This window comes from Methanomassiliicoccus sp., assembly GCA_012719175.1.
Classification (GTDB): domain Archaea; phylum Thermoplasmatota; class Thermoplasmata; order Methanomassiliicoccales; family Methanomassiliicoccaceae; genus UBA6.
This window is the reverse complement of record JAAYAX010000005.1, coordinates 156,415-177,309: the sequence shown is the minus strand read 5'-3', so window position 1 is coordinate 177,309 and position 20,895 is coordinate 156,415. Positions and strand designations below refer to the sequence as shown.

Genomic DNA, 20,895 nt, shown 5'->3' with positions numbered 1-20,895 from the left:
CGGCCAGGCCTTCACCTTGTGCAATTGAGGCCGTTGGGAACTATTATATAAAGTCGGCACCTTCGGCAACACGATAGTATGGTCGAGCTCGTCAAAGATTATATGATCCAAAAGAAAGAGGTAGTGATCCCAGAAGACTCTGTGATCAGCGCTATCGAGCTGATGATCGAGAACGATATTGGCAGCGTGATAGTGGTTGATGACAAGACAGAGGCCGTGGTAGGGATATTCACCGAGAGGGATATCTTGCGTCGTTACATGACCAGCAGGTCCAAGTTCATACACCTGAGGATCTCGGAGGTCATGACCAAGCCGGTCCACACCGTCAATCCGGGGACGAAGCTGTCCACAGCGGTCAAGATGATGAGGGACCATGATGTCGCCCGCCTCCCAGTGGTGGATGATGAGAACCGTCTCCTGGGGATCCTGTTCTGGAAGGACATTTTTGATGACTTCTGCTGCAAAAGGATCGAGTGATTTTCGCCCGGTGCGGGCCTATATGGCCCATGCACCTCCCAGTCCATTCCAACCGCTAGAACCTTTGGAAGTTCCCGGCGGATCTTTTTTCGCAGTCCCTTAGAGTCGCTGTAGAAAACGCCCCTGACGATATTATGCACATACCAAATCGGCAGAAATACAGCGATTGTCGATGAACGGATTTCGATAGAGGGGAGCCTTAGATAACTTTTAAATTAGACCTCGGAAGTCTCGCAAAATAATTTATCAACATTTCTTGGTCGATCTAAATGAAAGCCCTCTTCGAGCCAGAGTCTATTGCGGTGGTCGGTGCATCGAACGATGAAAGAAAGATCGGGCATATCGTCTTCAGTAACCTCGTCCGATCGAATTTCAAGGGAACGGTGTATCCCATCAATCCCAAGGCCAGTGATATCCTTGGCTGCAAGGCCTACCCCTCATTGACGGCAATACCGGGCAAGGTGGAGCTGGTGGTGATATGCGTCCCCAACACCCTCGTCCCCTCGGTAATGGAGGAGTCGGGCATCAAGGGGGCGGAGGCCGTCATCGTCATCACCGCCGGGTTCAAAGAGCTGGGAAAGGAGGGAGGTTTGCTCGAGCGCAAGGTAGGCGAGATCGCCAAGAAGTATGGCATGCGCGTGCTCGGCCCTAACTGCATGGGCATAATGAACACCCATCACCTGATGAACATCACCTTCACCAACATCCACCCCATGGCCGGCTCCATCGCCATCGCCTCCCAGTCCGGGGCGGTGTGCAGCTCCATGCTGGACTGGTCCACCAAGTCCAAGGTAGGGTTCTCCAAGTTCATCAGCGTCGGTAACAAGCTGGACATTGACGAGGCGGACCTGCTGAAATCTCTCAAGGATGACCCCGATACCAATGTCATCGGGATGTACATCGAGGGGGCCAACCGCGGCAAGGAGCTGATGAACGAGGCGTTCAGGACCAGCCAGGTCAAGCCAATCATCGTTCTCAAGTCGGGAAGGACCAGCTCCGGTTCCAAGGCGGCATCGTCGCACACCGGCGCGCTCTCTGGCAGCGACAAGATCTACGATGCGGCGTTCCATCAGGCTAATATCATCAGGGTCAACACCATCGACGAGCTCTTCGACCTCCTGCAGGTCTTCGCCAACATGCCCATGCCCAAGGGGGACGGACTGGCGATCGTGACCAACGCCGGCGGCCATGGTGTCATGGCCGCGGACGCCTGCTCCGACTACGGGTTGAGACTGGCCTCTTTCGAGAAGAGCACCATCGAGAAGCTGAAGGGCTACCTGCCGGAAGCGGCCAACCTCTACAATCCCGTGGACGTCCTGGGGGACGCCACCGCGGACAGGTACGAGTTCGCCATACGGACGGTAATGGAGGACCCCAACGTGAACTGCGTAGCCGTTCTGCTGGCACCCTTGGATACGGTGGACATAAAGGCGGTAGCGGAGCATGTGGCATCCTTTGCCGGCAAAGTGTCCATGCCAGTGGTGGGCGCGTTCGTGGGAGGGACCAAGACCAACGTGGGAATCGAGCTGATGCACGAGGCCAATGTTCCTTGCTACGACTCCCCCGACAAGGCCATCCGCGCGCTGGGAGCCATGGTTCACTACAAGAGGATGAGGGAGGCGTCCGGCGACACCGCCCCCGTGGTGGTAGAGGGCGACCGGCAGAAGGTGCAGGACGTGATCGCTTCGGTGCGCCGGAGCGGCCGCACCTCCCTGAGCGAGAGCGAGGGTAAGGAGATCCTGCGCGCCTATGGAGTGGCCATCCCCACGGAGATCACAGCGTCCACCGCCGAGGCAGCAGCCCAGGCCGCCGCCAAGATAGGGTTCCCGGTGGTCATGAAGATCGACTCGCCCGACATCGCCCACAAGTCCGATGTCGGTGGCGTCATGGTCGGGGTCGGCTCGGAGAGCGCCGTACGCCAGAGCTTCGAGCTTATGATGTCAAAGGTCCGGTCCCGTGTTCCCGGTGCCACCATCAACGGCATAACCATCTGCCAGATGGTCAAGGGCAAGGAGGTCCTAATGGGGATGACCCGCGACGAGCAGTTCGGGCCGGTCATCACCTTCGGCCTGGGCGGGGTCTTCGTGGAGATAATGAAGGATGTCTCCCAGCGCATCGCTCCCCTGACCAAGCACGACGTGGACACCATGGTGCGGTCGATAAGATCATACCCCATATTGACCGGTGCCAGGGGAGGAAGGACGGCGGACATCGAGTCGCTGAAGGACACCATCTTCCGCATATCTCAGATCGCGCTCGATTTCCCGGAGATATCAGAGCTGGAGGTCAATCCAGTCATGGTAGGGGATGAAGGAAAGGGCACATATGCGGTAGATGCCCTTGTAGTATTGAGGAGGGAGAACTGATGAGGACACTATTCTTAAGCTCAGTGCTTGAGTATTCGGGAAAGAGCACGATCGCCCTTGGCCTGGCCAAGAACTTCTCGGGGAAACTGGGGTACTACAAGCCCTTCCGCGAGGAGGTACTGTGCATCAACCACCGCGTGGTGGACAGGGACGCCCACATGATGAGGACGGCGCTAGGACTGGAAGCCAGCGAGGAGATGCTCTCCCCCCTGAAATACGATATCTTCAACCCCGTGAGCATGCAGAGCGTTATCGATGGCTTCGAGAAGGTCAAGGATGAGAGCGAGTTCATGCTGGTCGAGGGACCGCAGCTGTTCAGCACCGGGGCCCGGCACCACATGGACGGCATGGCTATCGCCAAGGAGCTTAACGCGGATGTGATCCTTGTCTCTCCCGGTACACCGGAGGCCATCGACAAGATCACCATCTACCATCGCCTCATGGAGGCCAACGGCCAAAAGCTCAAGGGCGTGATCCTGAACAGATGCAACAACCCCGGGGTGAAGAAGCTGGTGGAGAACGGCGGGGTCGACGTCCTGGGCAACATACCGGCGTTGGAGGAGCTTAACTATCCGCGCGTGAAGGAGATCGCCGAGGGCCTCAACGCAGAGGTCCTGGCGGGCATAGAGGGCCTCAACCGCAGCGTGGAGAAGGTCATGGTCGGAGGTATGACCGCGGAATCGGCCATGAAGGAGATGAGGCGTCTTAACCGGAAGGCCATGATCACCGGCGGTGACCGGTCGGACATGCTGCTTTCCGCCCTCAGCACGGACACCTCCTGCCTCATCCTCACCGGCGGGCTATATCCCGACAACCACGTCCTGGCCAAGGCCGAGGAGCTGCAGGTGCCGGTCCTGTTGGTCGGCCACGGAACCCAGGTGGCGGCGGACATGTTCGAGAACCTGATCGCCAGGATCGATCCCACGGACATGGCCAAGGTGGACATGGTGGCGGAGATGGTCCGCCGGCACGTGGACCTGGCCAAGGTGTGGGGCGACTAAGGCAACGCCCGCTCGGCGCCCCCGCGGGGGCGCCGGGTCCTTTTACAAATTTCACAAAGCAGCCGCTTACATTCTTGCAGCAAGTCCCTATCGATGGTGAGCGCCCAATAAATGACTGTTTTTAATGTTTAATAAAAAGTTGCGTTCTGCGATATGGTCGTAGGAACACTGTGCAATTTTCCCTCTACCTTTGCCCTCTTTGCCCTGGCATCTTCCACCTCATCCAGGGGCTTCCCAGATCTCTGAGGAGGCCTTTGCCTTCGGAGGGCTTAGTTAGAGACCCAACTATCTGATCGATCAGCTCGTCCTTGGTCAGATCGCTCCTTAGCTTATTGTCCTTGCAGATCCTCTGGAGGCTTTCCTTCGGTACGGCGGTGAGCACGGACCTCCACGGCAGGCTACTATACTTGCTGCGGACCCTTGCCCTGAGATCGTCCAGCGTTCCTGTGGAGTCGTCGCTCATTGACCGAAGTATGGACCTCAGGTCCTCCATCGAAAAGGATTCGATCAACGTATCAACGTTCATTTCCCATTTCCCCGGTAACGTGTAATCATCGCTTGAGATGAAAATGGTTACTAGTCGGATGATCCTGAGGACTTTTTGGTCTGGACACTAAGTCCTTTTCTTCTTTTTAGGTGCAAGATGAAGCTGGCGCTCGGACTCCACATAAAGACGGGTGGCCTCGAACTTGACGCTGTCCAAGATCGTCATCAGGTCAGCGAGGCCACAGGCGCCCTCCTCGAGATACTCGGCCTCGACCCTGGCCAAGGCCTCATTGGCCCGAGATAGTTCCCTCTTGGCAGTCTTAACGAATTCCCCCAGTTGTTCGTCCAGTTCCTCGTCGGTCATGTACACATGCTCGAATCGCATTGGATGTAAATGACACTTATCGCCCTTCATTTGGCGCGTGCCTGCGTTTAAATGACCCTTGGTGCGTATCGCATCGCGCTTCCCTAGGGTGGATTATCACATTCTCTAGCAGAGTTAGATGCTCGGAAGGCCAATGTCATCAATCGAATGCCATCCATGTTCCTTGAAAAAATGACCATCGTTCCCAGTCAACTTTCGACGAACCTCCTGGCCTCCACAGCAGGGATCGCCACCATGGTCTCGATGATGTGGTTCTCGCTTCGTCTGATGGACATCCTCATGGCCGCTTCCACGTCAGGAGCTTCCACGATCGCGACCGCATCATAGCGACCAAGGGTCCAATAGATGTCGATCAGCTGAATGCCCTCCTTTGCCTCTTCCTCGATCATCTCGAGGTTCTGGGCGATTATCTCCTCCGTTGGACCCATCTTGAACTTGACCATTAGGATAAATCTCATCATCTCGCCTGGGCTCTCGTCCCAGATGATATTTCTGGAGTTCCATGTGCTTATAAATTTGCATTTCTCCGATGACAGATAATTTTCTTATTATCGTTCACAGAACTACTCGACGAAAGCCTTTGGAACGTTCCAATGGGGCCGTACCACCGCCCCGACCTCCATACACTGCAACGCCCTTGCGACGAATCCAGCATGCCTAACTGCAATGTATGGACATATTCCCATCAGGGCGATCATTTCGTGTGCGATGGGCGCCAAGGGTGAATAAGTTAGCTGACTTTCACACGTTCATTAGAAAAATGAATATTCAGGTGCTAAACTTTTAATCCTCATCTGTAAGTAATTGCAGATCACTATGAGCCAAATGAAGAAGAAAAAGAAGGGAGCAGATGACCCACCAGTGAACATGAACCGGTCGGATCATAAGACCTCGAAAGCCTCATCCGCCATCGTAACGCCGGTCGGCAAGGGTGCGAAGGGCAAGAAGTGATCTGTTCGTCCGATGATCTCTCCAACAACGGGTGAGGTTCCTCGGACCATCCTTTTTCTTTCCTACAATAATATATTGTAGGGCTTTTCTTCAAAGCTAAGCAGAAATAAATGGCGGTCGCACGCCATGGGTAATGACCCCTTACATTCGGACGAAGCATCAGGTCGGGTCTGACGCATGACCTGTCATCCTGATGGACATCACATCGAGAGCGATGAAGCTGATCTCGATATTAGGTAGGGCGAGGGTGGAAGAATATCGCTCTCCACTTCATTTCAGCTGTGCAACAAACGATCTGAGGTAACTCTGATCGCCTCAACGAAAATGAGGGTGGCAGGGCTATTACTCCATGTGAATTGTCTAAACTCCATAAAGGCAATATTTATCAAAACCGAAAATTATTAGATTTTAGAATGATATGAGGGTATTGGAGGGGTGGAGCTTTGGCTCTCGATATGGTGGAATTTCAAAAGGATGTATTAGATCTTGAGGAGCGGTGCCAGAGGTCAAGGGCGAGTCATTTCATTGATGCCAACAGATGGACGAATGCCAATTGGTGGCTAGGTGTTTTTTCGATCGTGTTAGGAGCTCTCGGAGGGACCGCGACCGCCTCAACGGCAGGTGGGGGCTCAGATGCTCTGGTTATACCCTTTGCGGTCGGTTTCTCCTTCCTTGCAGGCGTGATCGGGGCGGTGGTTTCGTTCCTAAAGCCAGAGGAGAAGGCCTCAGCACACAAGCGAGCGGGCGATGGATGGTCAATCCTGGCGGACAAATTTTTTAAGTTAGCTCGAACCGACATATCATTGAAGCAGCCGGATGAGCTGAGCAAGATGCTCGACGACCTAATTGCTGAAAAGCAGAGGGTAACTGAGGCCAGTCCTGTGATCTCTCAGAAAGCGAGGGTCGGAGTATCGGACAAGAACTCAAAGGACCTCCGGGCATCGACCTTTCAGGTGGGAAAAGTGACGGGGAGGATCAAGCAGATCTAATCGGAGGAGTGACATTGGGTCAATTTGACGGGTTGAAGAACCGCTTCGGCACAGGGCAGAGTGATCCTCAGCCCAGGTCCGCAGCTTCTCTCAAGGGACGGTTGGTGAACATTAGAGTAGATAGGGACCTGAGGACAGCGAACAGGCTTTTGGGCCCTAATGGTGTGCGTTCCGACTTCTTCTGGCCAGACGCGCCACGATCGGAATGGCCCTACAACTACAGAACGGCGAGACAATTACGTGAAACTGCCTTCAAAACGGCATTGAGCAAAATGGCCGGACAACAACCGCACCTCAAACCATTCCTCGATCGCGTGAGATATCAACCTGAAAAGATCCAGTCTCTGAATTCTTGCGCACAGACCGGAGGATGGATCGATGATCTCGAAAACCAGCCATACTGCAACGTGAATGATTCAGCATTTAAGGATCAGCATTTTCTCCAACGTACATTGCGTCACGAAATATGGCATTGGCATCAGCGCCAGAATCCTCAACTATTTCGTGGGGGTAATGCAGAGGAGCGGAAAGAATTTCGAGATTTTGATGCACACTTACGCGATCTGGAGTCCGAGAATGACTTTCAACTGCGGGATGAGGAAGAATTCTGGTCCTTAAGAAATGCCTATGACAATCTACAGGCGACGATGCAGAGAACCTACTGGCAACAATTCGACGATAAAACAAAGAAAAAGTATTTGGAACGGTTCGAAAGGGAACGTACACGAGTGTGCGGTAAACTGGCCAACACGTATCTGAGTAAGGATCCGTACTATGGCCTGATCTGTAAAAGACCGTAGGGCTTTGACCTTTGATCGTTTTTAAGCCAGTATGGTGGGGACTTTTTTGTTATACACACTTACATTGGTCATCGATGATCTCCATGGGAAGGGTTGAGAGGTGTGATGTCTGGGCTCACCGATGTTTATTGTGGAAAATATTCACGAGCTAATCCAATTATCCTAATGAATAATTCAGCTGGGCCTGATGTTCTGATTAAGGCTAAAGAAGTTCGTGGGGTCGTATTTGTTCTTGAGAGCTTTAAGGCGCTCGAAATTCTCTTTTCCATAGGCTGCGAGAACTCTGTCGATCCCCTCGTTCATTAGGAAGTTCACATATACTCCACCCGTAGAGAAGGGCTGCACTGCTTTCCAGAGATCCCGTGCCCATTTAATGTTCTTCTCATTTTCCATGGTATCCGACCAAGTTGAATTGATGTTAAGGATGAAAGGGGCGGCACGATGGTTGTAAGGGGTCTCGTCATCATTCACCCTTCTGACCGCACCTAACAGGTTTACGACGATCACCTTCGACCTAGGTGAGGGTTTTCTGGAGACATGATCGATCAGGATATAGATGGCCTCATCGCTCAGACCCATAAGGTATTCCGACTTCCAGTAGTTCTGGCAACCGGGTGGGTGCCCAGCATTCAACATCGATTGTAACTCGACATAAGGTCTCGGAAGGACCAGGTCGACCTCGGGGGGACCGATAGCTCGAAGAGGTCTGATCATCCTCTCGCCATCCTCGATCGGTCCAACATAGCAAAGCACTATGGCCATTACTGGGGTTCCCTGAATGTGTGTCGGTAGCTGAGATGAGTAGGGTGCAGTCATGAGGTTAACGAAGGAGTATAGCTCGTCAGGAGCCGAAGCGATAAATTCACGATAGGACCGCATCAAATCCTTTGCCTTCGTGAGGGGATGGAGCAACATGCCGCTCAAGACCATTGGACCTACAGGGTGCAACTTGAACTCGAACGAAGTGACGATACCGAAATTACCACCGCCACCACGAATCCCCCAGAACAGGTCAGGATTATCGGTCTTGCTTGCCGTCAGGAACTGGCCAGTGGCTGTGACGATGTCGACTGATAGTAGGCTATCGATGGTCAGACCATACTTCCGGGACAGGTAACCATACCCCCCACCCAAGGTGAGGCCGGCAATGCCTGTCGTAGAATGGATGCCTCCAGGTAATGCCAGGCCGAAAGCTTGGGTCTGTTGATCGATCTCCCCCCAAGTAACACCAGGTTCCGCCCGTGCGGTCTGTGCAATGGGGTCCACACGAATTCCCTTCATACAGGAGAGGTCGATGACCAATCCGCCATCACAAACGGCGTTACCTGAGACGTTGTGGCCGCCGCCCCGAACGGCCACCAATAGCTGGTTCGCACGAGCGAATTTGACGGCTTTGATGATATCGCCAACCCCCAAGCAACGGGCGATGAGGGCAGGGTATTTGTCGATCATCCCGTTCCACACCTTGCGGGCAGAATTGTAGTTGGGGTCTTCCGGAAGGATGAGCTTGCCGAGGAGGCTTGCTTTAAAGCCCTGAATGGTCGCTTCATTCAGGACCGGCCTACTGGCAACCTTGACCTGTTCGTCGATCGCGATACCCCCTATGCTAACATATTCCTCATCCAACGATCGTGATCATACATGACCGTAGGGGTTGTTCACATCATGAGCGTCTGTTTGAGAAATTGTGCCATAAATAATAATGAACCTTCGTATTGTCCTTTCACGATATCCGAAAGAGGAGTAAAATAGGTGTGTGAAAGCACCGTCTACGAAATGTATCGTAGAAGTATTCATCTAGGCCGGTTAGCCATATTTTCCATGGTGAGAGCTTGGACCCGTTCGATCAAATGCTTCATGACCTGTCCTCCGGGGATCCAGAGGTCAATGAGATCAAATTGGCCAGTCTGAAGAAGGCATGTGTCTGTCCACAATGCCCGACCTTCAACAAATATGCGGAGGACCATGGGGAGACCCTATACTGCATAACTGGAAAGAGCGATCAGCCCTTGAAGGAGGAGCTGGGTTGCATTTGTGCCGATTGTCCCGTGGCCGCTGAGGGAGGGCTTGTCAACAATTATTACTGTACCATCGGTTCCGAGATGGAGATGCGGAAGAACCGGCGAATACCACGTGGTGTAAGGGCCGAAAAATTATACTAGTTCAATTTCGACTACGGCTGTCACTGGCACTGCGGTGGCCTCCTTGTAGGAGCTAAAAGAGCTAAGGGGCACCAACAAAGGAGCAGAAGCAAAAAAGAGTACCTTTTTGTTGTTTGCTGACCTCATCAGAAGGGACGATGATGGTTTTTGGGTGAACTGAGATGGTTTCAGAGGAAGTATTGCAGATCCAGTGGCAGCACAAGATCATCGGGAGAAAGGCTGAGCTTCAGGACGCTTTGTATGCAATAGAGGCAGAGAAACACATGCTTATTGAGGGAGCGGTGGGAGTTGGCAAGACGGTCATAGCCACGGCCCTAGCCGATCATTTCAAGCGCAACATCTACCGCATCGACGGTGATGAGCGCTATACCGAACAGAAGATGGTAGGGTGGTTCGATCCATCCATCGTCATGGCCAAGGGCTACACCAAGGAGGCTTTCATCGAGGGTCCATTGTACAAGGCGATGGTCGAGGGGGCCTTCCTGTTCATCAATGAGCTGAACCGGATGCCCGAGGGGACCCAGAACGTTCTATTACCGGCGATGGACGAGAGGATGATCGTCGTTCCTCGTATCGGGACCGTCAGAGCAAAGGAGGGATTTACCATCATCGCGACCCAGAACCCCGAGGAATATATAGGGACCAGCAGGCTTGGTGAGGCTCTCAAGGATCGTTTCGTCATGATATGGCTGGACTATCAGACGGAGGAGGAAGAGGAGCTGATCGTCCGTAAGGAGACCAGCTCCGAGGACGACCTCCTCGTGAGAGCGGCCGTCAAGATCGTGCGGATCACGCGAGCCAGCCCCGATATTAGGAGGGGGGCATCGATCAGGGGCGCGATAGATATCGTTCTGGTCATGCAACGAATGACCTCAAAGCACATCTCCGAGCTGGACTCCGCAACAAGAAGAGCAATGCTGGAAAAGGCGACCATCATGTCGCTATCCTCCAAGGTCGAACTGCGGGAAGGCTCGCATGAGAAGCAGGTGGAGATCCTCAGGAAGATCGCCAGCGAGGTCCTCAGAGAGATGAGGATATCGGTAGAAGCGCAGGAGGGACCGCTCAAACAGGAGCACACTGCAAATTTTTAGAGGCCCTTCCTCGCCTGAGGAGGGGCCTCAAGGAAGGTAACTTCGAGGTCATAGTGGACATGGGAAGGGAGAGCCCGAAGACACTGGCTGAGCTGCTGCAGGAACCGGCCGTCTTTGGGGAAGTGATACATACGACCCAGAACCCCGCCCTCAGGTGGTCGTCGGCCTTGTTCCTTTATGACATTCAGGAGAACCTGAACGAGGAACAAAAGATGGTCGCCCGGGATATCCTGATCAGGATCCTGATGCAGCTAGCATCTCAGATCTCGGCCCGCGGGATAAGGTCGACAAAAAGACGACTCACCACCTTCAGGCCGGGCTTGGACGAGATGGAGATCGAAGAAACGATGGAGAACATCATGGGGAAGACATGCCCAGACCATGAGGACATTATCATGGTCGACAAGGAGCCCAAGGAGAGGGGGGTTGTCATGATGCTCGACATCAGCAACTCGATGCAGAGCGAGAAGATCCTGGTGGCCATTCTCGCCATAGGCGTTCTCGCCTATCGGCTCAGGGGTGAGAAATACGCTATCCTGACCTTCAATAATGAGGTGAACGTCATCAAGCCGATGGACCAGGAGATGGCCATCGAAGTGGTCATCGACAAGCTGCTGGAGGTACGGTCCCAAGGCGCGACCAATATCCGACTGGCACTAGAGACCGGTTTGCAACAGCTGTCCAAAGATGTCGCCAGCGAGAGGCTGGGCATAATTGCCACGGATGGATGGGTGACAAAGGGCGAAGATCCCCTCGAGGTCGCGCCCAGGTACTCGAGGCTCCATGTTCTGCAGGTCCCTATGGGATATGGGGGCTGCAACAGTGATATGTGTACATCGATGGCAAAGGCGACAAAAGGCAAGCATTTCTACGTCAAGAACTACCGTGAGCTCCCCAGGGCGATATTGGAGGTGTTACGGTAACATGGCCCTTATGGAAGTGATCAGAGCTAGAAACGGAGGAATTAGATCATCTGTCTTGTATGGTGCTCTTGATCAGATGGTTGTTCGAAGATGAGGTAACTTTTAACTTTTCTAACCTTATACATTTATCAAAGGTGGGAAGTTGTTGAAAGCATCATCTATTGCCGGATTGTTGATAGGGAGCGGATTCGCTATCGAGCTGATCGGATATTTGTTCCTGCTAAATACGATGACCTATTCAGGAGATGTGCTGTCACAGTACTGGCCGAGCTTCCTTCAATTACTGGGCGTAGGTTTCATACTCGTAGGATTGTTAATCCTTGGATCAATGCTGGTTATGAGGGAATATCGATCGAATTGATAACAACGAGCAGCAAAACAAGCCTCAAACTGCAGCTTACGCTCTGCAGAATATCTTTGTGTTAAGATCTTAATCAAAAGAAAATTCCGACCTCAGGGTAATAGAGATTCTGCGACCTTTCTATCACATTATTGATCTTCCTTGTTGATGGGAGTCGAAGGTCCATATTGCTCTACCCTACTTGCGGGAGGAGGTGACCGATAGTGGATATCTCAAACAATGAGCATGGGTGAAAATGATCACTCCCATCCCCTCAAAAGATGGGTGTGATATTATCATTTTATTCTTTCGATTTGCTCTGCAAATACTGTGCGACCTGATCGAACTGCTTCGTGAAGTTATCGTAGTCGATCGAGCTGGCGTGCAGGATTGAGCTCCACCCGGTTGTGAATCTCGTCAATAATGCCAGTTCGGCAATCTCTTCATCGGTCGCACCGTTCATCTTGGCTGCCTTGGTATGGAAGTAGATGCAGTAAGGACACTTAATCGATGCTGCGATAGCGAGTCCGATAAGCTCCCGATATTTAGCGGGTATCTTGGACTCGCTAAAAGAGTATTTTTTCATCTCGTCCCATTCCGGTGCGACCGCATTCTTAGGGATGACCTTGAACTGGTCCAAGACCAAGCCCATTGTTATCTTGATGTCCTCCAGAGCCTCTTCATATTCGCCCATGATTACCACCTAATGAGTGGTTTTCCAGCGGCCATTATAAAATTGTATTTATTGGCTCTTCTGACTCTCTGACCCTCCCAAAACGGAGCAACCTCAGGCCGGCATCCATAGTACTTCTACCAAGCTCGCCAGTGGGGCTCGAGTCATTGATAATGGTAAGGGACTAAAAAAGAGCTTTTTTCGGCGGTTCTATAGTGCCGCCGGATACTGGATAAGGAAGTGGGGGCACTGGGATTTGAACCCAGATCAGCGGGTTTCCACCAGACAGGGAGCGACCCTGTCGGAATCGTACGGGTCAACGCTCCAGTCAATCATCACTGGTCAGCAAACCCGTTACCTTTCATTCCCGTATAACTGGAGCCCGCGAGTATACCGTGTTAGCCCATACCCCCACAGTTCAGCTTTATACCTTGCGCATCTTCTGCTGCCGCTTGCGGCGCCTCATCTTCTTTTTGCGCCACTTCCATCTCTGCTTGCCTCGCTTTTTCCAAGCGCGTGAGCTTCTCTTCATCAGTAATTCCTCAAGTGCTATCTTCTTGCCCTGATTCTATGGGCCTTTAAGAAGGTTTTGATTGGGATTTGGCGGGCTCGTCGGGAATTTCGCCTTCTAGAGAAGGTTTCGAACCCGAGACCACTGACTTGCTTCCATGTGATTCATGGTAGAAGGCCAGTGCTATATCCAGGCTAAGCCACGAGCCCGCGAAACCTCGATAGGGCTTTTCCGATAAAAGGTTTGGCCTAGGTCATGTATATAAATAACCAGGCCGGCCCCGATGCCTGAGAACATAACGTAGCCTAGCAACCATTAAGGGGGCCGTTTCTGTACTCTATGGCGAACATTATGGACGTCATAGACGCTGTTCATCGTCGTCGGGCGCTACGGGCCTTGGACACAAGGACAATCGAGGAGGAGAAGATACGGAAGATGGTGGAGGCCATGCGCCTGGCTCCCAGCTGCAACAATAATCAACCGTGGAGGGTGGTCCTGTGCACCGGCGAGACGTTGGAGAAGGTGAAGGAGTGCCTCGACAAGGGAAATGCTTGGGCTACGAGGGCACCCCTCATCATCGTTGTGTCAGCCAGGCCGTCCGAGGACTGTCGCCAGAACGAGGGGCGGGACTATTATCAGTTCGGCTGCGGCCTGGGTGTCGCCCATTTGATCCTGCAGGCGATCGAGCTCGGACTTATAGCCCACCCCATATCTGGATTCAACCCTGTGAAGACACGAGCAGCTCTAGACATACCCGCAGACTATGTGGTCATCACTTACGTCATCTGCGGCTATCCCAGTGATGATGAGAGCCTTCTATCGGACTGGCAAAAGGAGAGGCAACGGGCCAGGCCTGAACGTAGGCCCATTGGCGATGTGTTCTATAGCAACCATTGGGGGGAGCCTCTCCAGTAGGGGGGGTGCTGTTATGAGAAATGATGGAGATGCAGTTGGAACGGGGTCGGCAGCCAATGACCTGAGCCACGAGATGGGTGAGATCAATACGAGGGTCCCCGGGTTCACCATCCGTTTCGCTCGGGAGGGCGATGAGGCCTTGATCCTGTTCTTCATAAGAAGTCTGGCAGATTATGAGGGATTGGCCTCAGGTGTGGTCACGAACGAGGAGACTATCAGGGACTCCATGTTCATGAGCGAGTGTGCCGAGGCGCTGATCGGGATGTTGGACGGCAAGCCGGTCGCTTTCGCGTTGTTCTTCCACACCTACGCCGGCTTCCTGGGAAAGCCCAATCTCTATGTAGAGGACCTGTTCGTCGTGGAGGAGCATCGTGGTAAAGGACTGGGCAAGTCGATGATCGCCTGCCTGGCCAAGATAGCGGATCAAAGGGATTGCCATCGGATGGACTGGCTTGTTCTCGACTGGAATGAGCCCACAATCGCCTTCTACAAGGGTCTGGGAGCTGCTCCCGTGTCTGATATGACCGTGTACCGCCTTAGCAGGTCGTACCTGCAACAGCTATCAAGGGAGCTGTGAGATGGGGAGCGAGTATATTGATAAGATGGGTGACATGATGACCAATGAGGCCGGTAAGAGCTTCGATACTAGCATCCCCGGGTTTACCATCCGTTTCGCTCGGGAAGGAGACGAGACCCTTATCCTGCATTTCATCAAGCGACTTGCGGAGTACGAGCGGCTGTCCTCAGAGGTTGTCGCTACCGAGGAGGTCCTCCATGAATCGTTGTTCTTGAAGAAGCAGGCAGAGGTGATCTTAGGAGAGTTGAACGGCGTCCCCGTGGCCTTCGCCCTGTTCTTCCACAACTTCTCCACCTTCCTGGGCAAGGCCAACCTGTACCTGGAGGACCTGTTCGTAGATGAGCGCTACCGAGGACGCGGACTCGGTCAGTGCATGTTCGCCTGCCTCGCATTCATAACTATTGAGCGCGGGTGCGAGCGCCTGGACTGGTGGTGCCTGGACTGGAATGAATCGTCCATTAGGTTCTATGAACGCATGGGCGCCAAGCCCATGTCCGATTGGACCGTGTACCGTATCGAGGGACCGACCCTGCAGGAACTGGCAAGGAGTCTTTGAATAAATCATCATCGGCCCCTACGCAATAAAATGGAGATCGCTGGTCATGAGCCAACTGTCATCCATGTGAGCTCCTCGATAAGCGTTGTATACCTTGATCGACCATGTACATGAAGGGTACCGATGGTTAAGACACTGGTTTACCTGGCCTCCGAGCTTCTTCCGGGGAGCATGCGGGGCATCGAGGTGCTTGGACGAAGCGTCCTGGTGGTCAACATTGATGGGACCTACTACGCCATGGACGGCATCTGTTCCCATGGCCTGGCCGACCTTTCCCAAGGGACGCTGGAGGGGCAGATCCTGCGATGCCCCCGGCACGGAGCGCGCTTCGATGTGCGGAACGGTAAGGTCTACAGCGGACCTGTGGACATCGAGGGGCGGGCGTGGGACCTCCGCACCTACCCCGTAAGTGTGGAGAAAGGTTGCTTGACCGTGGATGTTTGATCCACGAAAAGGGCATATGGGCCGAGGACATTAGGAACGAGCATGTCCATACGCCGAGTACCTGCTGATAGGCCGGGCGACGCTGAGATGCTGGCCTCTCTTCAGGGGCTTTACCCGGTCCGCTCCGGCGACGTCATCGAGCTCTTACCCCGAGGCCGGGTCATGGACCTGATCGATGAGCGCCGGCGAACCGGCGAGGGTGATGTGGATACGCTCATTAAGGTCCTGGAGTTCGACGGGGAGGCGGTCTTCCGAAAGGGCTACTCTCAGATGTCCTCATGCAAGCTGAGCCTGCGGACCTCGACCATCTTCATGCTGCTGAGGACCCTAACCGAGAGCGGAGAGAGCCGCAATGAGGTACTTCGGCGTGTCCTGGCCCCAGTGGTGGAAGGGGGCCTGGACCAGACCGTGGATAGCGTGGATGAGAGCAGGTTCAACCTTCTGCGCTTCTCCTTGGACAACTGGAAGGGTTTGCGCCGGAGCATGGGAGAGATCATTGAGCCAGGGGATGAGCGCTGCACGGATGATGTTTCCGGCCTAACCCACCGCATCTGCCTGGCCAGCGAGGACCTCCCCCCGGAGCTGAGAAAGACCTCCAGGTATTTCCTCAAGAACCTCTTCCGCATGAACAACCTGCACGGCGAGAATGAGTTCTACCATCTTCCGGAGGTTCTGGAGGATTACTGGGAGGTGATCTCCCCGGACCAGGGCACCTTTGACGTTCGTATGACGCCCTCCAGGAAGGAGCTTACCGTGGGTCTGTTCCATACCGTCCGGGGCTTCGGTATGAACCGAACGGAGAACGAGGACTACTACAACCTGCTGGAGTTCCTGGCCTCAGAGCGGAGGGACCCCCGCATCCACGGTTGTCGGGTGGCACTGCACGGACCAACCTTCGAGGACGAGCAGTACCTCCAGGAGGCCCTCAGCGTGGAGACGATGCTGGTCGAGGACCCTGTCCTCGAGGGGGCCCTGGCTGGAAGGCCCCGGCCGCTCAGCCCCGAAGGGGTCGAGGTGTTCCGCTCCCTGTTGCGGAGGATGTCAGGAATCCGCGCGGAGGTGCAGTTCCCCGTCAACCTCGATGATCCCGACCATGGTCTGGAGGACTTCTCGGTCCTGGGCTTCGACCTTGATTACGATCCCGATGCGGACCGCTTTCTCCTCGATGGCACCGTTGTGTCCCCTAGCACCCTTCAGGACGTGGTCTTGGTGATCGGGAGCAAGCTGCTGGCACTGTCGCGCCGAGTGTATTCGAACCCAGCGGCTTTCCCCGAGCCGGACGTGGCCATGCTGGAAGAGAAGGTGAACGCCCTCATGTCTCGGGCCGAAGGAGAGGAGCTGACGGAGGGGCTCGCACGGGAGATCGTGGCCAAGATCACCGTCCTCGATTACTATGAGTCGCTCGCGAGGTACAGCTTCTCCCTAGGGGAGCGGCTGCTTGCTTATCTGGAGGAGGAGCACATAGTCACCATGCCCATCCCTCGGGTCCTCCTGGCCCTGTTGAACGAGATGTTGGAGGGAACGTCGGCGGACGATCGACTGCGCGCAACGCTCAGCCTGGGGGACGGGGGATGACCACCGTGGGGATATACGTGGACGGGCCCAACATGGAGAGGGGGCTGTTCGAAGCCGGGGAGCTAAGGATCCTGGAGAGAGTGGGGAGCGTCCTCAAGGAGTATGCCCAGGGATTGGGGGAGGTGGTGGACGCAGACGTGTTCCTTGATGAGGCGACCCTGTGGAGGTCGCAGAAGACCCGAGAGGACTATGAGCTGAATGGCTTCCGGTTCAGGGAGACCAGGTCCTTCAAGCACATAGACGTGAACACCGGTGCCATCTCCTTCGGGAAGAGCCTGACGGACCCCTCCATGCACTGTGCCCTCGTGGACAGGCTCCACGACCCTGACTGCCCCGACATTCTGGTGCTGGTCACCGGGGACAAGGACATCACCGTGGCCATGGAGTACATCAGCATGCATCACAAGGAAGCGGTAGTGGTAGGTGAGGCCAACTCCATCTCCAGCTTCCTTATATCCAAGTGTGAGGACCTGGGCTTCGGATGCCACGTCCTTCAGTTGATGGCTCCAGGCAGCAGGGCGCTGGAAGGCCTTGCGGACAAGGAGAGAAGGGAAAGAAAGAGCGCTGAGGAGCTGCGCGTCACCGACGGGGCGGGCAAGCCCCTCAGCGTGCACAAGTACCTCAAGTACCGCAACGACCGCTCCAACCAGAGGAACCCCAACAACATCGCCTACTGGCGATCCAGGGGATATCGGGAGCGGCCTCCGGACTGGGAGGATATCCTGAAACGGGAGAGGGAGAAGGAGCCAGAGTAACGTACCGCCCTCTCAAGAGACGTTTTCAAGGGCATGGACGGGAATGAGGGTTGAGGCACGGGTGCTTCGCTCGCCTCAGGCCTCAACGAGCCTTAAGCGGGCAGCACGGAGGTCGCAGACCTTACCTTCAGGGCAGGTATCGTCGTCATCTTATTCAACGTTCGAAGGGGGTTGATCGTCCTTCTCGGTGGGTGAAGGCATGTCACTGACCACTTCATCATATTCCTCGAACCTCAGAATGGTCGAGCCGTCGCTGGACCTCAACTCCAGAACGCTCTCCTCCAAGTTCCGCGAAGTGATCAGACCCATGGCCTGGAAGAAGGCGTCCTCCACGTGCATCGTCTCAAAGCAGTACATCCTCGTCGATGCGATGTTTCCGAAGCTTAGGGCATCACCGTCCATGAAGTAGGCGCCAAAGAATCGGTTGCAACCACCCCGGCCATGGACCCTCATGTCCGGTCCCAAGACCATGTACGCACCAGCGCCCACCACCCCCTGCACGGATCGACCCTCCAGCAAGATCGAGGTAAGCTCCCATCTCCGTCCCGTTACCTCTGTCCCAATGTCCATGTGTACATCAACGCCGGGCGGGACTTTAAACCCATCCCGGGCAGTCAAGACATGGGAGGATGTAAGATGCCGGTTGAGCAGAACGGGAGCCTCCGATCAGGATAAACAATAACTCCGATGATGACCCTCAAGATACGAGGAGATGCGCCTGGAGGAGCAGAATATAGAGGCTAGGATCGGGGAGAGGTTCTTCATCGTCCTGAGCTCCAATCCCAGTACCGGATACCGGTGGGAAGCAAGCTATGAGGATGGTGCCCTGGAGCTGTTGGGGGAGGAGTACGAGAGGTCCTCGGACCTCATCGGTGCCGGGGGACACCAGACGTTCACGTTCTTGCCCTTGAGAAACGGAGAGACGGTGGTGCACCTCAGGTACAGGAGGCCGTGGTTAAAGGAGGCCCATGAGGAGAGAGAGGTCAGGGTCTCCGTGGCCGGGCCGATAGTGGCGTCCCATGATCCCGACGGACCAGGGAACGACGACATCCCTCCGGCCATGGAGCTTCTATAAGGCAGGGTCATTCGCTCTACTGAGATGGCCGTCCTCCGTGTTCACAAGACACTATTTGGACCAACAAGGTTAACCTGGAACAGAGGATAGTCCTGCCGTTCGTAGGGAGACACTATGCCGTCGGAAGAGAAAGCCATCAAGCACGCGTCCGAATGCTGGGAGAAGGGTTACAACTGCACCGAGTCCGTTCTTAGAGGAGTATGCTACGGTCTGGGCGTGGAACTCCCAGACGTCGCCCTGAAGATGGCCACGCCCTTTGGCGGCGGAGTGGGAAGGAGCCAGGAGCTGTGCGGCGCCCTCTCCGGAGGGGTGCTGGCCGTGGGGACCGTGCTGGGTAGGACCGAATGTGGGGAGGACCGCTTCGTGAGCTACAACGCCGCCCGGGACCTTTATGACCAGTTCCGGGACAAGTTCGGTTCCTCGCTGTGCCATGAGCTGAACTTCGGCGACTTCACGTCCCCCGAGCATCGGGAGCGTTGCGAGTCCTTCGTGATAGAGACCGTACGTAAGACCTTCAGGATCATCCGCAAAGCGTGATCCATCAAGGTTCCTTCAATCATCTACTGCTTAACAAGCCAATCCATGGCCTCGTCCTGGGTGGCGAACACCTCTATCCTGCTCTGGTCCTTCAGGTCCATGGAGTCCTTCAGCTCGTTCATACTGGCGAGCCCGACGACCGCCGACGCTCTAACGAACAAGGTGTTGGATGTCACGAACTCCCTGGCCACCTCCGCGCTTTCCCCGTTGTAGTGGGCATTGACGCCCACGGTAAGCACCAGGAGGCTGTTCTTGGACATGAAGGCGATCCTTTGCTGCGCATCCCGGATGATGTCTATGGCCTCCTCGGCGGTGGTATTGGAACAATCGACGACGGCGATCTTCTTACCCTTATGGCTTACGAATCCGAATGGGCACATGAACATTCACCTCGCGGCAGAGCGCGCTTCGCTGAAGATGTTTATCCTACTATTAATATATTTTTCAATCTAATTATAATATGTTATCGATAAAGATCACCATCCCTCGAACCATGGAGAGCTTGTATGCTACAACCTTCATTCTTCATCTAAGCTATACCTCCGGGTGGGAGATCTCCTTCCAACCGGGCCCTGGGCTCCATGTTCGTGGAAATTGTTTATCGCTCATCTGAGCGGCCTATTGCCTATGCAGAGAGGGCGCCCGCAGCCTTCTCTATGAAGGTATCTGTATTTTACTGCAGGGCACTATTATGGGAGGGAGGAGGCCATGAATCCACGAATAAACGTCATCACCCTGGGGGTCGAGGACCTCCAGAGGTCGCTCGCCTTCTACAGTGAAGGTCTGGGCTGGAAGGCACAGGTCCAAGGAGATATTGCGCTCTTTCAGCTCAATGGGGTGGTCCTTGCCCTCTACCCCCGGGAGGCTTTGGCCATGGATGCCGGTGTCCCCCCGGAGGGACAGGGCTTCAGAGGTATGGCCATGGCATACAACTGCAGGGATGAGGGGGAGGTCGATAGCTTCCTTTCGCATATGAGAACCTTGGGCGCCAACGTGGTCAAGCCGGCACAGAAAACCTCCTGGGGCGGGTATAGCGGATACTTCTCCGATCCCGATGGGCACCTGTGGGAGGTCGCATACAATCCGTTCTGGGAGCTGGATTCGGAAGGGAACATCAGGTTGTGATGTCTCCATGGACCTTGTCAGTGGTCCCTGAGGGTTTCTTCCAACGGATGCGAAAGAGGTCGAGCGACCGCCCGGAAAGGGCAAGGACCGACACATATCCAAATTTCTTCAAACCGTCATCGTTCCGTCTTTCGCAACGCAGGACATGTTTCTCGAGTCTGCCACTGATGGGGAAAAACAT

Annotated in this window: 24 protein-coding genes and 2 tRNA genes; 17 read left to right on the top strand and 9 right to left on the bottom strand. The window is 54.6% G+C overall.

Annotated elements, in window-relative coordinates:
* The first annotated feature begins 123 nt into the window (after positions 1-123).
* From GXX95_04485 to GXX95_04475, 3 genes are all read left to right on the top strand, one after another.
* Entirely contained in the window at positions 124-477 is a 354-nt protein-coding gene (locus GXX95_04485) for a CBS domain-containing protein (GenBank protein NLT37397.1), read from the top strand.
* 269 nt (positions 478-746) lie between these two features.
* Positions 747-2,843, top strand: coding sequence for a CoA-binding protein (locus tag GXX95_04480; GenBank protein NLT37396.1), 2,097 nt, complete (start codon positions 747-749; stop codon positions 2,841-2,843).
* Complete coding sequence (locus GXX95_04475) at positions 2,843-3,844, top strand: phosphotransacetylase family protein (GenBank protein NLT37395.1); 1,002 nt, start codon at positions 2,843-2,845, stop codon at positions 3,842-3,844. The genes GXX95_04480 and GXX95_04475 overlap by 1 nt, the downstream gene beginning before the upstream one ends.
* A gap of 184 nt (positions 3,845-4,028) precedes the next feature.
* Here GXX95_04475 and GXX95_04470 read toward each other — a convergent pair whose 3' ends face one another.
* From GXX95_04470 to GXX95_04460, 3 genes are all read right to left on the bottom strand, one after another.
* Complete coding sequence (locus GXX95_04470; GenBank protein ID NLT37394.1) at positions 4,029-4,370, bottom strand: hypothetical protein; 342 nt, start codon at positions 4,368-4,370, stop codon at positions 4,029-4,031.
* An 87-nt stretch (positions 4,371-4,457) separates the two neighbouring features.
* Complete coding sequence (locus GXX95_04465) at positions 4,458-4,694, bottom strand: hypothetical protein (protein NLT37393.1); 237 nt, start codon at positions 4,692-4,694, stop codon at positions 4,458-4,460.
* Between the two features lie 209 nt (positions 4,695-4,903).
* On the bottom strand, positions 4,904-5,104 hold the full coding sequence (locus GXX95_04460; GenBank protein NLT37392.1) for a GYD domain-containing protein: 201 nt from the start codon (positions 5,102-5,104) through the stop codon (positions 4,904-4,906).
* Positions 5,105-6,109: 1,005 nt separating this feature from the next.
* On the opposite strand from GXX95_04460, the gene GXX95_04455 reads away from it, so the two are divergent.
* Positions 6,110-6,655: an SLATT domain-containing protein gene (locus tag GXX95_04455; protein ID NLT37391.1), complete on the top strand. Its 546-nt coding sequence runs from the start codon at positions 6,110-6,112 to the stop codon at positions 6,653-6,655.
* A gap of 14 nt (positions 6,656-6,669) precedes the next feature.
* The gene (locus GXX95_04450; GenBank protein NLT37390.1) at positions 6,670-7,455 is read left to right on the top strand and encodes a hypothetical protein; all 786 of its coding nucleotides are present in this window, start codon (positions 6,670-6,672) and stop codon (positions 7,453-7,455) included.
* A 174-nt stretch (positions 7,456-7,629) separates the two neighbouring features.
* On the opposite strand, the gene GXX95_04445 is transcribed toward GXX95_04450, so the two are convergent.
* Complete coding sequence (locus GXX95_04445) at positions 7,630-8,907, bottom strand: FAD-binding oxidoreductase (GenBank protein ID NLT37389.1); 1,278 nt, start codon at positions 8,905-8,907, stop codon at positions 7,630-7,632.
* Between the two features lie 380 nt (positions 8,908-9,287).
* Here GXX95_04445 and GXX95_04440 point away from each other — a divergent pair, with 380 nt between their 5' ends.
* From GXX95_04440 to GXX95_04430, 3 genes are all read left to right on the top strand, one after another.
* A complete protein-coding gene (locus GXX95_04440; GenBank protein ID NLT37388.1) occupies positions 9,288-9,617 on the top strand; it encodes a DUF2769 domain-containing protein in 330 nt (109 codons plus the stop codon).
* A gap of 161 nt (positions 9,618-9,778) precedes the next feature.
* Positions 9,779-10,708 (top strand): MoxR family ATPase, encoded by a 930-nt coding sequence (locus GXX95_04435; protein ID NLT37387.1) that lies wholly within the window; start codon positions 9,779-9,781, stop codon positions 10,706-10,708.
* A 53-nt stretch (positions 10,709-10,761) separates the two neighbouring features.
* Entirely contained in the window at positions 10,762-11,631 is an 870-nt protein-coding gene (locus GXX95_04430; protein ID NLT37386.1) for a VWA domain-containing protein, read from the top strand.
* Positions 11,632-12,272: 641 nt separating this feature from the next.
* Here the strand turns inward: GXX95_04430 and GXX95_04425 are convergent.
* From GXX95_04425 to GXX95_04415, 3 genes are all read right to left on the bottom strand, one after another.
* The gene (locus tag GXX95_04425) at positions 12,273-12,665 is read right to left on the bottom strand and encodes a carboxymuconolactone decarboxylase family protein (protein ID NLT37385.1); all 393 of its coding nucleotides are present in this window, start codon (positions 12,663-12,665) and stop codon (positions 12,273-12,275) included.
* A 220-nt stretch (positions 12,666-12,885) separates the two neighbouring features.
* A tRNA-Trp gene (locus GXX95_04420) sits at positions 12,886-13,057 on the bottom strand.
* A 188-nt stretch (positions 13,058-13,245) separates the two neighbouring features.
* A tRNA-Arg gene (locus tag GXX95_04415) sits at positions 13,246-13,364 on the bottom strand.
* A gap of 142 nt (positions 13,365-13,506) precedes the next feature.
* Between GXX95_04415 and GXX95_04410 the strand changes: the two genes are divergently transcribed.
* The 6 genes from GXX95_04410 to GXX95_04385 all read left to right on the top strand — a co-directional run bounded on the left by GXX95_04410 (position 13,507) and on the right by GXX95_04385 (position 17,977).
* Positions 13,507-14,070, top strand: a complete 564-nt coding sequence (locus tag GXX95_04410; protein NLT37384.1) for a nitroreductase — start codon at positions 13,507-13,509, stop codon at positions 14,068-14,070.
* 73 nt (positions 14,071-14,143) lie between these two features.
* Positions 14,144-14,647 carry a GNAT family N-acetyltransferase gene (locus GXX95_04405; GenBank protein NLT37383.1) on the top strand — a complete coding sequence of 168 codons (504 nt, stop codon included), beginning with the start codon at positions 14,144-14,146 and terminating at the stop codon, positions 14,645-14,647.
* 37 nt (positions 14,648-14,684) lie between these two features.
* On the top strand, positions 14,685-15,203 hold the full coding sequence (locus GXX95_04400; protein ID NLT37382.1) for a GNAT family N-acetyltransferase: 519 nt from the start codon (positions 14,685-14,687) through the stop codon (positions 15,201-15,203).
* A gap of 123 nt (positions 15,204-15,326) precedes the next feature.
* Complete coding sequence (locus GXX95_04395; protein NLT37381.1) at positions 15,327-15,647, top strand: non-heme iron oxygenase ferredoxin subunit; 321 nt, start codon at positions 15,327-15,329, stop codon at positions 15,645-15,647.
* Between the two features lie 42 nt (positions 15,648-15,689).
* Complete coding sequence (locus GXX95_04390; GenBank protein ID NLT37380.1) at positions 15,690-17,222, top strand: hypothetical protein; 1,533 nt, start codon at positions 15,690-15,692, stop codon at positions 17,220-17,222.
* Complete coding sequence (locus GXX95_04385) at positions 17,219-17,977, top strand: NYN domain-containing protein (GenBank protein ID NLT37379.1); 759 nt, start codon at positions 17,219-17,221, stop codon at positions 17,975-17,977. Before GXX95_04390 ends, GXX95_04385 begins: the two co-directional genes overlap by 4 nt.
* 150 nt (positions 17,978-18,127) lie before the next feature.
* Here GXX95_04385 and GXX95_04380 read toward each other — a convergent pair whose 3' ends face one another.
* Positions 18,128-18,547, bottom strand: coding sequence for an META domain-containing protein (locus GXX95_04380; protein ID NLT37378.1), 420 nt, complete (start codon positions 18,545-18,547; stop codon positions 18,128-18,130).
* Between the two features lie 142 nt (positions 18,548-18,689).
* On the opposite strand from GXX95_04380, the gene GXX95_04375 reads away from it, so the two are divergent.
* Together GXX95_04375 and GXX95_04370 are read left to right on the top strand one after the other, a co-directional pair.
* Positions 18,690-19,052, top strand: coding sequence for a protease inhibitor I42 family protein (locus tag GXX95_04375; GenBank protein NLT37377.1), 363 nt, complete (start codon positions 18,690-18,692; stop codon positions 19,050-19,052).
* A gap of 114 nt (positions 19,053-19,166) precedes the next feature.
* Positions 19,167-19,589, top strand: a complete 423-nt coding sequence (locus GXX95_04370; protein NLT37376.1) for a C_GCAxxG_C_C family protein — start codon at positions 19,167-19,169, stop codon at positions 19,587-19,589.
* Between the two features lie 23 nt (positions 19,590-19,612).
* On the opposite strand, the gene GXX95_04365 is transcribed toward GXX95_04370, so the two are convergent.
* Positions 19,613-19,969 carry a hypothetical protein gene (locus GXX95_04365; protein NLT37375.1) on the bottom strand — a complete coding sequence of 119 codons (357 nt, stop codon included), beginning with the start codon at positions 19,967-19,969 and terminating at the stop codon, positions 19,613-19,615.
* Positions 19,970-20,297: 328 nt separating this feature from the next.
* Here GXX95_04365 and GXX95_04360 point away from each other — a divergent pair, with 328 nt between their 5' ends.
* Positions 20,298-20,714: a VOC family protein gene (locus GXX95_04360; protein NLT37374.1), complete on the top strand. Its 417-nt coding sequence runs from the start codon at positions 20,298-20,300 to the stop codon at positions 20,712-20,714.
* Positions 20,715-20,895 lie beyond the last annotated feature (181 nt).